Consider the following 14,493-nt stretch of genomic DNA (forward strand, 5'->3'; position numbering starts at 1 on the left):
ATGTGCTATACTGAAGGGGCAAAGGAGGCGTGCCCTATGAACTTAACAGTACGAGGTCAACAGATCGAGGTTACCGACGCTTTGAAGGACTACGTTGATAAGAAATTCAGCAGACTTGAAAAGTATTTCGATGCACCCCCGACGTCTGATGGAAGTGTAACGTTAAGCACAACCAGAGATTTGCACACTGTAGAAGTAACCATTCCTTTGCCGGGGCTTGTACTCCGTGCCGAAGACGAGAGCGATGACATGTATGCATCCATTGATGCCGTGGTAGACAAGCTTGAACGGCAAATTCGCAAGCACAAAACCAAGCTAAACCGTAAATTCCGTCAGGAAGGCAGTTTGAAAACCCTTTTTGTGGAAGATCCGGCAGGTGGCGTGGCTGTTGCTGAAGATGAGGATGTAGAACTGGATGAGCTGGAAGTCGTCCGCACCAAGCGTTTCTTATTGAAACCTATGGATGTGGAAGAAGCTATTCTTCAAATGAACATGGTTGGACATAACTTCTTTGTATTTTCCAATATAGACAACGAAGAAGTTAACGTAGTTTACAAGCGCAATGATGGTAAATACGGTCTGATCGAACGGGAATAGCCTGTAAGTAGGAACTTTTCACATTTTAAAATGAATAGAATGATTTAGATTGAAGCATGCTTCATGGATATTAGGAAAATGAAAACAACACGAGCCTTATCCTTGCGAACCTGGCGGGATAGGGCTCTTTTATATGTTTTTTTGTAAATGTAAGGAAATTTCAACTTCGATAAGCGTTACCAAGTTGTGTATTTCGTGCGTCAATTGTTTTGGTATCTTTAACCGGATGCAAATCCGGAGGCTGCTTGTGTTGCGGCATGTCCTACAAACTGTTACAATTTATGCAAAGAACATCGCACGATGGGCTGGTACAGCCGGGCCTGTCAAACATATCGGGAATCAATTTCATCATGGACCCTTTCTTATTGTGAAATTGATTCTATTAATTGTTTTGCGCGAAAGGGGTAAACCATGCTAGGAATTGTTAAGAAAATCTTCGGAGATACCAATGAACGTGACGTCAAGCGTTTAATGAAGACGGTTGAACTGATCAATAAGATAGAGCCGGATTTCGAAAAGCTCTCGGATGAGGAGTTGCAAGCGAAGACGGCAGAATTTAAAGCTCGGGTCGAACAAGGGACTACGGCTGAAGAAATTTTGCCGGAAGCTTTTGCAACTGTTCGCGAAGCGTCCAAGCGGGTGCTGGGTAAACGTCATTATGACGTACAGATGCTCGGCGGTATTGCGCTGCATGAAGGTAAAATTGCCGAGATGAAAACCGGTGAAGGTAAAACACTGGTAGGAACACTGCCGGTTTATTTGAATGCTCTGTTGGGCAAAGGCGTGCACGTGGTTACGGTCAATGACTATTTGGCGCAACGTGACAGCGGAGAAATGGGACAGATTTATAACTTCCTGGGAATGTCCGTAGGGCTGAATTTGGCCAATATGGATCATGCCGCCAAACAGGCAGCCTATGCTTGTGACATCACGTATGGTACAAACAACGAGTTCGGGTTCGATTATCTGCGCGATAACATGGTGCTTTACAAAGAGCAGATGGTACAACGTCCGTTGTACTTCTGTATCATCGATGAAGTGGATTCCATTCTCGTCGATGAAGCCCGTACACCATTGATTATTTCAGGACAAGCTCAGAAATCAACAGAGTTGTATTTCGCGGCCGACCGTTTTGTGAAGAGCCTGAATGTTGAAGAAGATTACACGCTGGATATTAAGGTGAAGTCGGTTGCTTTGACCGAAAATGGCGTATCCAAAGCTGAAAATTTCTTTGGTCTCGAAAACTTGTACGATCAGGAAAGTGTTACAATCAATCATCACATTGTACAGGCATTGAAGGCTAACGCTATTATGCGTTTGGATGTGGATTATGTCGTAGCTGATGGTGAGGTTCTGATTGTCGATGAGTTTACAGGTCGTCTGATGGCTGGACGCCGTTATAGTGATGGTCTGCATCAAGCCATTGAAGCGAAGGAAAACATCATTGTACAAAATGAAAGTATGACGCTAGCGACGATTACATTCCAGAACTATTTCCGTATGTACCGCAAATTGGCGGGTATGACGGGTACAGCTAAAACAGAAGAGGAAGAATTCAAGAAAATATATGGTCTGGAAGTGCTCCAAATTCCGACGAATCGCGCTAACCAGCGTGTAGATATGCCTGACGTAGTATACAAGAGCGTGAAAGGCAAATTCCATGCCGTGGTAGATGAAATCCTGGAGCGTAACAAAAAGAACCAGCCGATATTAGTAGGTACGGTTTCTATTGAAAACTCGGAGCTTCTTTCTGAAATGCTGAAACGCAAAGGCGTTCGTCACAAAGTGCTTAACGCCAAGTATCATGCTGAGGAAGCTGAGATTATTTCCCGTGCAGGTGAAGCTGGCGCAGTTACCATCGCTACCAACATGGCTGGACGCGGTACTGACATCGTACTGGGGGAAGGCGTATCAGAACTCGGTGGTTTGCACATCATCGGTACAGAACGTCATGAATCCCGTCGTATTGATAATCAGCTTCGCGGACGTGCAGGACGTCAGGGGGATCCGGGCTCTACGCAATTTTACTTATCGCTGGGTGATGAGTTAATGAAGCGTTTTGGTGCGGACAACGTACTGAATATGATGGAGCGTTTGGGCTTCGAGGAAGACCAACCTATCGAGAGCCGTATGATTACACGTGCTATCGAGTCAGCTCAAAAACGCGTCGAAGGCAACAACTTTGATCAGCGTAAAGTCGTTCTCCAGTATGATGATGTAATGAACCAGCAGCGTGCTATTATTTACAAGCAACGCCGTGAGGTGCTGGAATCAGAGAACATCAAGGAAATTGTGTTTGACATGATCAAGCCTGTCATTGAGCGTGTGGTGGAAGCTCATTGCGGCGATGACATTCCTGAAAACTGGGAGCTTGAAGAAGTAGCAGAGTATGTGAACAACAACCTGCTTGAGGAAAATACACTTACGCGTGACGACCTGTGGGGCAAGGAAAAAGAGGAGATCGTGGATATGATCTTCGAAAAAGTTACCAACAGATACCACAGCCGTGAAGAAATGATTGGCGAAGATATGGTACGCGAGTTCGAGAAAGTTATCGTACTGCGTGCAGTTGATAGCAAATGGATGGACCATATTGATGCGATGGATCAATTGCGTCAAGGTATTCACTTGCGTGCTTACGGCGGTACCGATCCGCTGCGCGAATATCAATTTGAAGGCTTCGAAATGTTCCATGCTATGATTGCTAGCATCCAAGAGGAAGTGGCGACATACATCATGAAAGCACAAATTGAATCCAATCAAGAGCGTCAGGCTGTCATCGACGAAGACAAAATCTCGACGAGTGGCGAACCCGCGGCTCCTAAAAAGAAATCCGCTCCTTCGCGTCCGCGTAGAAAATAACGGATTGAAATTAAGGGAGAGGTCTTGAGATACACTATTCCCTGCAGTGCATATAATGGCAGGCGGCAGTTCAACCACTGACCGTCGGCCATTTTGTGCCATACAGGGGTGACACTGATGTGTTCAACTTATAGTGTTTTTGTTGGAGGATCGGTTTGATATCGATGGATGGTTAATTGCTCTCAATTCTTTTTAAACAATTATGACAAACAAGCAGGGATCTGCTTGTTTGTCAGTTAATTCAGCTCTTGACTCGGCTCACATACCTGAGCCGATTATCTATAAGTCGTTTGACTTTACGGCGGTTGGTAGCGAAGCGGAGGATTTGAATCTGGAGAAGCGTCAGCGTTCGCCTTTGCAGTGAGATGCCCACCTTTGAATGTGTTAATCCAATCAAGGGCATCTCGCTGCAACAGCGATCATAAGATCAAATCATTCGCGCAGCGTCTCCTCACCCAGCCGTAACTCACAACGCTTTCACTCCCCCTAACCATATATTAAAAGGAGAATGACATCATGATTGATCCAAGTGTAAAGCATGATTTGCGAGAAATAGGCAAGAAACTAACAAACCTTAGGGGGTCTCTTTGACTTAGATCTCAAACAGGAAATGATCGCAAACTTTGAAGTGAAGATGGCTGCACCTGACTTTTGGGATGATAATGATAAGGCTCAAGGTGTAATTGCAGAAATGAACGCTGTTAAGTCATCAGTAGACAGCTATGAACAGCTTCGTCAGGAATATGAAGACGCCGGTATGATGGCTGAGCTGGCTGATGAGGAAGGTGATGAAACACTGGCTGGAGAGATTGAGAACAGTGTCACTTCACTGCTGAGCAAGCTTCAAGAGTTTGAATTGCAATTGCTTTTGAATCAGCCGTATGACAAACTTAATGCCATTCTGGAGTTGCATCCGGGGGCAGGCGGAACTGAGTCCCAAGACTGGGGGCAAATGTTGCTACGGATGTATACGCGCTGGGCTGAAAAACGGGGCTTTAAGGTAGAGACTCTGGATTATCTAGCGGGTGATGAAGCAGGGATTAAGAGCGTAACACTATTGATCAAAGGTTATAATGCCTACGGCTATTTAAAAGCGGAGAAAGGCGTGCATCGGCTTGTTCGTATCTCTCCATTTGATTCCTCCGGCCGTCGCCATACATCGTTCGTATCCTGTGATGTGGTGCCGGAAATTGCGGATGATGTGGACGTTGAGATCCGCACGGAAGATCTTAAAATTGATACGTACCGGGCCAGTGGTGCGGGCGGTCAGCATATTAATACGACCGATTCAGCCGTTCGGATTACGCATTTACCTTCCGGTATTGTCGTGACTTGTCAAAATGAACGTTCCCAGATCAAGAACCGAGAGCGTGCCATGACGATGCTCCGTTCCAAGCTCTATGAGCGTAAGATCGAAGAGCAGCGTCAGCACTTGGACGAAATCCGCGGAGAACAGTCCGATATTGCATGGGGCAGCCAAATTCGCTCCTACGTGTTCCATCCATACAGCATGGTTAAGGATCACCGTACTAGCGTGGAAACTGGTAACGTAGGAGCTGTCATGGATGGCGATCTTGATCCGTTCATCGATGGTTACCTGCGCAGCCAAATTAAGCTGGACGCAGAATAATAGCCTGTACGTTTTCCTACAGTCAGCAGACCATGTGCCTGCGGACTGTAGGAATTTTTGTGTAACGGTATTTTTTAACTAAAGGAGAACACGAATAATGCCTCAATTGAATCCTCCCGCTGCCCGTCGAAGACGGCGCAAGCCTCTGATTGCCGCCAGTGGACCTGCACGCAATGTGACCGATATTTTGCTGATTATACTCGGCTCTTTCATTACAGCGCTGACCTTTAACATGTTCTTGCTCCCAAACCGGATTGCATCCGGGGGGGTATCGGGCTTATCTATCTTGGGTGAGGACCTGTTTGGCCTAGAACCAGCCTATACGCAGTGGGGAATGAATATTCCGTTATTTATAGCAGGGGTCCTACTGTTAGGGAAAAAATACGGTTTGCGTTCTTTACTGGGAAGTATTATGCTGCCACTATTCGTTTATGTGACGAAGGACTGGGCAGTACCGACAACAAATCCGTTGCTGGCTTCACTATATGGTGGAATCGGAGTGGGTTTGGGTTTGGGCACCGTATTTCGGGGCAGGGGCTCGACGGGTGGACTGGCTATTTTGGCGCAGATTATTCAAAAGTATACGGGTTTTAGTCTTTCTCTCTGTGTCATGTTGATGGACGGCACGGTGATTACACTGGCTGGTTTCACCCTCTCGCCGGAACGTGCGCTGTATGCGTTGATTGGCTTGTTTGTAACTGGCAAGGTCATTGATGCCGTAGAAATGGGATTGAGCTACTCCAAAGTGGCTTACATCATATCCAATCAGAAAGAAACGATCACGCAGGCTATTTTACAGGATTTGGACCGAGGATTGACAGAACTGGCGGGACGGGGCGGTTACACGAACGAAGAACGTCCTGTGCTTATGGTTGTAGTCGGACAAAACGAGGTAACTCGCCTTAAAACGCTCGTCCGCTTGGTAGACCCGGAAGCTTTTGTGATTATTAGTAATACACGTGAGGTATTGGGTGAAGGGTTTAAGAAGGAAAGCTGAAACAAAGTGGCATGTCTGGAGACTTGCTCTTAACTGAATCAATGCAGGAGAGCCCACTAATATAGTAGGCTCTTCTCTCTTCAGAATGGCTTTACTAGATTCATTTTACTAATCGTTCAAGCCAATTTGCAGGTTGTCCTTGATTAAAATACGAGGTTGGCGTTCCTTTTACCCCTGTTTTGACCATAAATAGGCCGCCTGCTAATGGTTGATCGGCACTGTCGTCATCTTGAGCAGTTGTAATATATAACTCATCCAGTTGTTCACCGCCAAAAGCGCACGAAGTCACACAATTGACAGGGAGCGACACCTCAGCAATCACTTCTCCATGAGCAGGATGGATACGGGAGACACGTTTACCACCCCAGCGCGCGACCCACAACATGCCCTCAGCATCGATGGTCATGCCATCTGGATACCCTTCACTTTCATCCAATCTAGCCACCAGTTGCTTATTCCTAATAGTTCCTTGTACCACATCGTAATCGAAGGAGACGACCTCCAATGTTGGAGTATCAATGTAATACATTGTACGATGATCTGCGCTCCAGGCTAATCCATTAGATATGGAAGCTTTATCAACCAGTAAGGAGACATCGCCTTTTGTACTCAGACTATACAATGCTCCTTGCGCATGTTCGCCATTTAGACTCATGGTTCCTGCTAAAAAACGTCCGGCAGGATCGCATTTTCCATCATTAAAACGATTACCTAGTCTACCTTCCTCAGGATCATGAATTAATACTTTGGCCCCTGTCTCAATATCCAAACAATATAGACCGCTAATCAGCGCTACGATCACTTTATTTTTGAGATAAGGTACAACTGCACCAATATGTTCACCAACCTCTATTGTACGATCTGTGCACGTAGAAGGATCATAGATATGCAATTGAAAACCTTCAATATCGACCCAAAATAATCGTTGAAACTGCTGATCCCAGCTGGGACCCTCGCCTAACTTTGCTTTTGCATCTATAACGATATTCGCTGTATATGTTTCGATGTGTAACACCCCTAACGTTTAGGTTTATTTTCGACCCCAATTACCTGCTCCAGCGGCTCTTCTGCGCAGATTCACAAGATGCAGCCCATGCGATTTTCTCTTGTGTGTACTGCTATGTGTACTCCATTCATGTTCAACAAGTTCATAAAGTGCAGCAAACGGCCAATCGAGGTGAATACCAATATATGAGATAATTTAAAGGGAATATCCCCCCCTTTTTTTATGCAAAACGGCAGACTGTATTCAAGAGGCTCTCTGTCTATTTATTATTTCCTTAATTATAGCGCGTACAGCTTGTCCGTCAAAAGAAATAGGCAAGAGCGCATATTTTAAATTTAGAGGAATAACATGACATGAGGTGTTGTATTTATATGAATAGAGTCGTATAATAATACATATTTCATAGGAACGGAATGGAGGAAGGTCTGTGAGCAGCAAGTTAAAAGTGGCAATTGTCGGTTCCACCGGGTATGGCGGGGTGGAGCTGATTCGTTTTTTGGTTCATCATCCGCAAGTAGAGATTGTATCTGTTATTTCTTCGTCAAGCGCGGGTGTCCCAATCAGTGACGGGTTTCCACATCTGACAGACATTGTGGTGCAGGATTTGGACGGTGTCGATGTCCACGAAATTGCTGCCAAGGCCGATCTGGTTTTCACTGCTACGCCATCGGGCGTTAGTACCAAGTTAGTGCCGCAGCTTCTTGATGTCGGACTGAAGGTCATTGACCTTTCCGGGGACTTCAGGCTTCGAAGCGGGGAAACGTATGAAGCATGGTATAAAAAGCCTGCGGCTTCACCCGAGTATCTCAAGCAAGCGGTATACGGACTCAGCGAGGTGTATGCAGAAAAGCTGGCGGGCGTTCCTTTTATTTCTAATCCAGGTTGTTATCCGACCGCAACATTGCTGGGGATTATTCCTGCGCTGAAAGCGGATTGGATTGACCATCGGTCGCTGATTGTGGATGCCAAATCCGGTGTATCCGGCTCGGGTAGGGGAACAAGTCTTGTTTCGCATTATGCGGAAATGAACGAGAATTTTAAGGCTTATAAGGTGAATAAGCACCAGCATATCCCTGAGATCGAACAGGTACTGGGTGATGTAGTGGGCGAGGATGTTACGATTACGTTTACGACACAACTTGTCCCCATGACCCGAGGAATTATGAGTACAATTTATGTCACGCTGAAGGGTAACCATACAGAGCAGGATCTTATCGGGTTATACCGGGATTATTATAAAGGCCATCCTTTTGTCCGTGTACGTGGCGAAGGTATATGGCCAGCAACGAAGGAAGTAATGGGTTCGAATTACTGTGACATCGGTTTTGCAGCAGATGCCCGGACCGGGCGTCTTACGATTATTTCTGTCATTGATAATGTTGTGAAGGGTGCCGCTGGGCAGGCGATTCAGAATTTAAATTTGATGATGGGATGGGAGGAGAACCTCGGGCTAGGCTTCATACCGGTATATCCGTAAGTAGCAAGTAACTGTCAACATGGATACGGAAAACGGCAGCGAGCGGAAATTTTGAATACAAACAGCTGTCATTCATCGAATATGTTGCGAACGAGGGCACATAATTATGGGCAAAGTAGAGTTTACAGTAGTAAACGGGGGTAACATCGTAACTCCGCATGGCTTTACAGCCGGGGGATTGCACTGTGGATTGAAGAATACGAACCGCAACGATATCGGCGCGATTCGCTGTGAGGTAGAGGCGACAGCTGCGGCGGTGTATACCACCAATGTGTTTCAAGCTGCACCGCTGAAGGTGACCCGTGAGAGCTTGGCAGATGGTCGATTGCAGGCAGTAGTGGTGAACAGCGGGAACGCCAATGCTTGCACGGGACAACAAGGAGAGCAGGATGCCTACGCTATGCGTTCGGCTGCGGCTCGTGAACTGGGTGTTGCGGAGAGCAATGTAGCCGTCGCCTCGACGGGCGTGATTGGCGAGCATTTGAAAATGGATTGTGTGCTTGGCGGTATATCCTCCTTACCTGACCGTATGAACGGGGCAAACGATGGAGCGGAGCAATTTACCCAAGCCATTCTGACAACAGATTTGGTTAAAAAGGAAGCGTGTGTAGCGGTTGAGGTGGACGGTGTGACCGTACACATCGCCGGGGCGGCCAAGGGATCAGGCATGATACATCCGAATATGGCAACAATGCTCGCTTTTATGACTTGTGATGCAGCGATCGGACAGACGGCGCTTCATCAACTATTAAAACAGGCAACGGATACCAGCTTTAATATGATTACGGTGGATGGAGATACGAGCACGAACGATATGCTGATTGCTATGGCAAGTGGGCTGGCAGGCAATCGTGAGCTGCACGTAGGGCATCCCGATTGGGACGCTTTTGCCGAGGCGTTCACTCACATCTGCCGAGAGCTGGCGAAGGCAATTGCTCGCGATGGAGAGGGTGCTACGAAGCTGGTAGAGGTGTCTGTAAGCGGAGCGGTTAACGATGCGTCCGCTCAAGCGATAGCCAAGACGGTGGTTGGGTCCAGTCTGGTCAAGTCGGCCGTTTTCGGAGCAGATGCGAATTGGGGACGGATTATTGCGGCCGTAGGGCGTGCCGGAGAGCCGGTTAATCCAGATACGGTAGATATTCGCTTGGGTGATATTGTTGTGCTAAGCCAATCGAGTCCGGTCGCCTTTGACGAAGAAGAGGCGCTAGCCTATTTGCGGGGAGATACGGTACAAATTATTGTTGATTTGCATCACGGGGACGGAACCGCTACAGCATGGGGCTGTGACCTAACCTATGATTATGTGCGGATTAACGCTGCTTATCGGACATAGATAACAGAATAAAATACGGATTGAATAAGGATAGTAGTTAGTAGAAGCAAAGAGCGGATGTAAGTCCAGCATCATTTAAAAATTGCACGGATATGCAGAGAAGAAAAGGAGAGATGATATGCAATCGGCAGTGGAACACGCGGATCAAGCGAATCATGCGGGAGTGGCACGTCGTAATTTTGTGATGAAATGCGGAGGAAGTACGCTGGCTGCGTTACCTGATTCCTTTTTTGAAGATTTGGCGCGTTTGCAGTCGGAAGGTCTTCAACCTGTCATTGTACATGGCGGTGGCCCTGCGATCTCCGACAACTTGGCGAAGCTGGGGATCGAAACAGAGTTCATTCATGGATTACGCAAAACGACCGAACCCGTGCTGGATGTCGTGGAGATGGTACTGGCGGGTAGCATTAACAAGCGGATTGTACGTAGAATAGGGCTGCATGGGGGCCGAGCGTTGGGGTTGTCAGGCAGTGATGGTTATTTAATCGAAGCCAAGCCTGTGTCGAATGCTGCTGAGGTCGGTTGGGTCGGAGAGGTAACATCCGTTCAAGCCTCGATTATTACAGGTGTACTAAATATGAACTATATGCCTGTGATTGCACCCATCGGGATTGATCGATCTGGTCAGCGTTACAACATTAATGCGGATACAGCGGCGGGTGCGGTAGCCTCTCATCTGGGGGTCAGTCGGATGATCGTCGTTACAGATGTACCAGGCATATTGAAGAAGTACGGCGGAGAAAAGAAAGTGCTGGACTCTATCACCGTACAGGAAATTGAGGATATGATCAGCACAGGTGAAATCTATGGGGGTATGATCCCGAAAGTGAGAGCGGCTATTGCCTGTATCCACGGCAAAGTGAAGGAAGTCATCATTGTGAACGGTAGCGAACCGCAGGTACTAAGCCGTGTGTTGGGCGGAGAATCGATTGGAACACGCATCGTGCGTATGCAGTAATTGCAATATACAGCTCGACCTATATAACCAAACGATAAAGGAGCGTGAACATAATGAGTAAGGAACCGAATACGCTGGTGAGCGAGGAAATGCCAAGTACGGATGGAAACGGAGTGCAAACGGAAAAGGGATCGGCAAAAGCTCAGGCAGATAGCTCTCTTTTTCCAAACTACGCAAGATACCCGCTTACACTGGTGAAAGGACAAGGAAGCTGGCTGTGGGATGATCAGGGCAAGCGTTATCTGGATTTCATGTCAGGCATCGCCGTTACTAATCTGGGCCATGCGCCTCAAGCAGTAGCTGAACGATTGAAAAAACAGATCGATGAGTTGTGGCATGTATCCAATCTATTTCATATACCGGGGCAGGAACGGGCAGCTGCCTTGCTGACAGCCCATAGCAGCGCAGATGCCGTGTTCTTCTGCAACAGCGGGGCCGAAGCGAACGAAGCTGCAATTAAGCTGGCGCGTCGTTACCACCAGAAGGTAAAGCAGACCGGTCGCTACGAAATCATTACGTTCACGCAATCCTTTCATGGACGGACGCTGGCAACCTTGACCGCTACGGGTCAGGACAAAGTTAAAGAGGGATTTTTACCGCTTCCTGCCGGGTTCAAAAGTGTTCCGCTTCATGACCAGACAGCGCTTGAAGCAGCCATCAGTGAGCATACGGCGGCAATTATGCTGGAAATGGTGCAGGCCGAAGGCGGCATGTATCCGGTAGATCCTGCTTTCGTAGATGTGATTACAAAGCTGTGCCGTGAGCATGGTTTGCTGCTGATCATTGACGAGGTACAAACAGGTATGGGACGGACGGGCAAACTGTTTTCCTTTGAGCATTATGGTATAGAGCCGGATATCTTTACATTGGCGAAAGGACTGGGCAGTGGTTTCTCTGTGGGTGCGATGCTAGGCAAAGGATATTTGCGTGAAGCGTTCACAGCGGGCAGTCATGGTTCTACCTTTGGAGGTACGCCACTTGCTATGGCAGCAGTTCAAGCTACTATTGAAACGATTATTGATGACAAACTGCCAGAACGTGCAGCTGAGATGGGAGATTACCTCTTCCATAGTCTGAAAAAGCAGCTTGGAGATAGTCCTTTTGTAAAGGATATCCGTGGAAAAGGTCTGATGGTCGGCATTGAGTGTGCAGAACCGGTAGCGGAGCTTGTTTTGGCAGGACAGAAGAAGGGCATTCTGTTCATTACAGCAGGACCGAACGTGATTCGCCTGTTGCCTAACTTGTATGTAACGAAAGACGAAATAGATCAGGCTGTAACCTTGATTGCTGAATTGATTCGGGAGCATGTGGCTTAGTGTAAAGGTCAAATCATCCTAGACTAGAGTGTAAAAGGAGACGATAGCATGAGCCAGAGCGGCGCACTGCAGCAGATGAATTTGAAAGGACGGGACTTCCTGGAGCTGGATGATTACTCGCCAGAGGAAATCCAGTATTTAATTGATCTCGCCATTGAAATTAAGCGTAAGCACAAAAACGGGGAAACCTATCAGCCACTAAAAGGGAAAACGCTCGGACTAATTTTCGAAAAATCCTCTACACGTACACGGGTATCTTTCGAGGTCGGTATGTATCAATTGGGCGGGCATGCCCTTTTCCTCAGCAAAAATGACATTCAACTGGGACGCGGCGAACCGATTAGCGACATGGCCCAAGTCATGTCACGTTATCTGGATGGCATTATGATTCGTACCTTTGGGCACGATAATGTGGTAGAGTTGGCACGTTATGCATCCGTTCCTGTGATCAATGGATTGAGTGATTTGGCGCATCCGTGCCAAGTGCTAGCTGATTATCAAACCTTGTATGAGCAAAAGGGTAAGCTAAAAGGGCTCAAATTGGCTTACATCGGAGACGGTAACAATATGGCTCATTCTCTCTTGATTGGGGGAGCGAAGCTTGGAGTGCATGTGTCCATTGCAAGTCCAGCTGGATACGAGCCAGACCCGAGTGTGGTCGCAGCTTCCCGTGAAATTGCCAAACAGACAGGTAGTGAGATCGTTATAACCCAAAGTCCGCAGGAAGCAGTACTAGATGCGGATGCGATCTACACAGATGTGTGGGCGAGCATGGGGTTTGAGGAAGAGCAGAAGGAGCGGGAGCTTGCTTTTGCTGACTTCCAGGTGAATGAGGAGTTGGTCAAGCTGGCGAAGCCGGATTATTTATTCCTGCATTGTCTCCCTGCGCATCGTGGGGAAGAAGTGAGCGCAGGTGTAATCGATGGTCCGAATTCGGTCATCTTTGATGAAGCGGAGAATCGTCTGCATGCGCAAAAAGCGCTGTTAGTTGCTTTAATGGCATAAGATTAATAGGTAAAGAAGATAAAGGCTAGAAGCATTCGGGGAGGACTTCAACAATGGCAAAAGAAAAAATCGTACTCGCATATTCCGGCGGTCTGGATACGTCGGTTATTCTGAAATGGCTTAAAGAAACTTATGATGCTGAAATCATTGCTTTCACCGCAGATATTGGTCAAAAAGAAGAACTGGACGGTTTGGAGGAAAAAGCACTCGCTACGGGAGCTTCCAAAGTGTACATTGATGATCTGCGTGATGAATTCGCCAAGGACTTTATCTATCCGATGTTTCAGGCGGGCGCTTTATATGAAGGACAATATTTGCTCGGAACGAGTATTGCACGTCCATTAATCGCTAAGCGGATGGTCGATATTGCGATTGCCGAGGGAGCAACAGCCATTGCTCACGGGGCAACAGGCAAAGGTAACGATCAGGTACGCTTCGAGCTGAACGCGGCGGCGTTGACGCCGGATATCAAGGTGATCGCACCTTGGCGGCTGGAAGAGTTCCGCAATCAGTTCCCGGGCCGTGCAGAAATGATTGCCTATGCGGAAAAACACGACATTCCGGTAACTGCTTCTGCAGCCAAACCATACTCCATGGACCGTAATCTGCTGCATATCAGCTATGAAAGCGGCGTGCTGGAGGACCCTTGGTTTGATCCAAGTGCTCCTGAAAATAAAGAAATGTTCTTGCTCAGCAACGCGCCTGAGGACGCTCCAGATGAAGCAGAATATTTGGAGTTGGAATTTGAAGCAGGTAACTGCGTCGCTTTGAACGGTGAACAGCTAACTCCATTGCAAGTGATGGAAAAACTGAATGAGCTGGGCGGCAAGCATGGTATCGGACGCGTGGATATGGTAGAAAACCGTTTTGTCGGCATGAAAAGTCGGGGAGTCTATGAGACGCCGGGCGGTACGATCCTGTTCACAGCTCACCGTAAAATGGAATCTATCACGATGGATCGCGAGGTTATGAATCTGCGTGATAGTCTGATTACTCGTTATGCTACCTTGGTTTACAACGGTTTCTGGTTCGCACCGGAACGTGTCGCTTTACAGGCTCTGGTTCATGAGAGTCAGAAAAATGTCAGTGGTACCGTACGCGTGAAGCTGTACAAAGGCAACATTATCGGCGCAGGCGTTAAAAGTCCGGTTAGCTTGTACAACCCGGACATTGCGACCATGGAAGCCGATCCGACACAAGCCTACGATCAAGGCGATGCAACAGGCTTTATCCGCTTGAATGCTTTGCGTTTGAAGGTCAACGCGGGTGTAACACAAAATCATAAATAATGATGTAACCTAAAAAAATGTAC

Annotated in this window: 12 protein-coding genes; 11 read left to right on the forward strand and 1 reads right to left on the reverse strand. The window is 47.4% G+C overall.

Annotated features, from left to right (window positions below; genetic code table 11):
- Nucleotides 1-36 precede the first annotated feature (36 nt).
- The 5 genes from hpf (at nt 37) to AC5ELV_RS11895 (ending at nt 6,086) form a co-directional block, all read left to right on the forward strand.
- A complete protein-coding gene (hpf, locus tag AC5ELV_RS11875; protein WP_013312261.1) occupies nt 37-597 on the forward strand; it encodes a ribosome hibernation-promoting factor, HPF/YfiA family in 561 nt (186 codons plus the stop codon).
- Nucleotides 598-1,008: 411 nt separating this feature from the next.
- Nucleotides 1,009-3,459: a preprotein translocase subunit SecA gene (gene secA / locus AC5ELV_RS11880; protein WP_493430347.1), complete on the forward strand. Its 2,451-nt coding sequence runs from the start codon at nt 1,009-1,011 to the stop codon at nt 3,457-3,459.
- Nucleotides 3,460-3,688: 229 nt separating this feature from the next.
- Entirely contained in the window at nt 3,689-3,823 is a 135-nt protein-coding gene (locus AC5ELV_RS11885) for a hypothetical protein (protein ID WP_258012365.1), read from the forward strand.
- A gap of 152 nt (nt 3,824-3,975) precedes the next feature.
- Nucleotides 3,976-5,089, forward strand: a protein-coding gene (gene prfB / locus AC5ELV_RS11890; protein ID WP_103047450.1) for a peptide chain release factor 2 whose coding sequence is annotated in 2 segments (ribosomal slippage) — nt 3,976-4,047 and nt 4,049-5,089 — 1,113 coding nt in all. Because the reading frame shifts where the segments join, the coding sequence is not laid out codon by codon here.
- Between the two features lie 97 nt (nt 5,090-5,186).
- The gene (locus AC5ELV_RS11895; RefSeq protein WP_190299632.1) at nt 5,187-6,086 is read left to right on the forward strand and encodes a YitT family protein; all 900 of its coding nucleotides are present in this window, start codon (nt 5,187-5,189) and stop codon (nt 6,084-6,086) included.
- Nucleotides 6,087-6,186: 100 nt separating this feature from the next.
- On the opposite strand, the gene AC5ELV_RS11900 is transcribed toward AC5ELV_RS11895, so the two are convergent.
- A complete protein-coding gene (locus AC5ELV_RS11900; protein ID WP_493430348.1) occupies nt 6,187-7,101 on the reverse strand; it encodes an SMP-30/gluconolactonase/LRE family protein in 915 nt (304 codons plus the stop codon).
- 418 nt (nt 7,102-7,519) lie between these two features.
- Here AC5ELV_RS11900 and argC point away from each other — a divergent pair, with 418 nt between their 5' ends.
- The 6 genes from argC to AC5ELV_RS11930 all read left to right on the forward strand — a co-directional run bounded on the left by argC (nt 7,520) and on the right by AC5ELV_RS11930 (nt 14,470).
- Nucleotides 7,520-8,569 carry an N-acetyl-gamma-glutamyl-phosphate reductase gene (gene argC / locus AC5ELV_RS11905; RefSeq protein ID WP_493430349.1) on the forward strand — a complete coding sequence of 350 codons (1,050 nt, stop codon included), beginning with the start codon at nt 7,520-7,522 and terminating at the stop codon, nt 8,567-8,569.
- A 106-nt stretch (nt 8,570-8,675) separates the two neighbouring features.
- Nucleotides 8,676-9,902, forward strand: a complete 1,227-nt coding sequence (gene argJ, locus AC5ELV_RS11910) for a bifunctional glutamate N-acetyltransferase/amino-acid acetyltransferase ArgJ (RefSeq protein ID WP_493430350.1) — start codon at nt 8,676-8,678, stop codon at nt 9,900-9,902.
- A gap of 118 nt (nt 9,903-10,020) precedes the next feature.
- Nucleotides 10,021-10,860: an acetylglutamate kinase gene (argB, locus tag AC5ELV_RS11915; RefSeq protein ID WP_493430351.1), complete on the forward strand. Its 840-nt coding sequence runs from the start codon at nt 10,021-10,023 to the stop codon at nt 10,858-10,860.
- 53 nt (nt 10,861-10,913) lie between these two features.
- Nucleotides 10,914-12,176 carry an acetylornithine transaminase gene (gene argD, locus AC5ELV_RS11920; RefSeq protein WP_493430352.1) on the forward strand — a complete coding sequence of 421 codons (1,263 nt, stop codon included), beginning with the start codon at nt 10,914-10,916 and terminating at the stop codon, nt 12,174-12,176.
- A gap of 48 nt (nt 12,177-12,224) precedes the next feature.
- Nucleotides 12,225-13,181, forward strand: a complete 957-nt coding sequence (gene argF / locus AC5ELV_RS11925; RefSeq protein ID WP_493430353.1) for an ornithine carbamoyltransferase — start codon at nt 12,225-12,227, stop codon at nt 13,179-13,181.
- Nucleotides 13,182-13,234: 53 nt separating this feature from the next.
- Nucleotides 13,235-14,470, forward strand: coding sequence for an argininosuccinate synthase (locus AC5ELV_RS11930; protein ID WP_103047455.1), 1,236 nt, complete (start codon nt 13,235-13,237; stop codon nt 14,468-14,470).
- The last annotated feature ends 23 nt before the right edge of the window (nt 14,471-14,493 follow it).

Source organism: Paenibacillus sp. NMA1017, from assembly GCF_058895805.1.

Coding starts and splice junctions, on each gene's coding strand:
- argJ (WP_493430350.1), top strand. CDS start 8,676: ATGGGCAAAGTAGAGTTTACAGTAGTAAACGGGGGTAACATCGTAACT.
- argD (WP_493430352.1), top strand. CDS start 10,914: ATGAGTAAGGAACCGAATACGCTGGTGAGCGAGGAAATGCCAAGTACG.
- secA (WP_493430347.1), top strand. CDS start 1,009: ATGCTAGGAATTGTTAAGAAAATCTTCGGAGATACCAATGAACGTGAC.
- AC5ELV_RS11895 (WP_190299632.1), top strand. CDS start 5,187: ATGCCTCAATTGAATCCTCCCGCTGCCCGTCGAAGACGGCGCAAGCCT.
- hpf (WP_013312261.1), top strand. CDS start 37: ATGAACTTAACAGTACGAGGTCAACAGATCGAGGTTACCGACGCTTTG.
- AC5ELV_RS11930 (WP_103047455.1), top strand. CDS start 13,235: ATGGCAAAAGAAAAAATCGTACTCGCATATTCCGGCGGTCTGGATACG.
- argB (WP_493430351.1), top strand. CDS start 10,021: ATGCAATCGGCAGTGGAACACGCGGATCAAGCGAATCATGCGGGAGTG.
- argF (WP_493430353.1), top strand. CDS start 12,225: ATGAGCCAGAGCGGCGCACTGCAGCAGATGAATTTGAAAGGACGGGAC.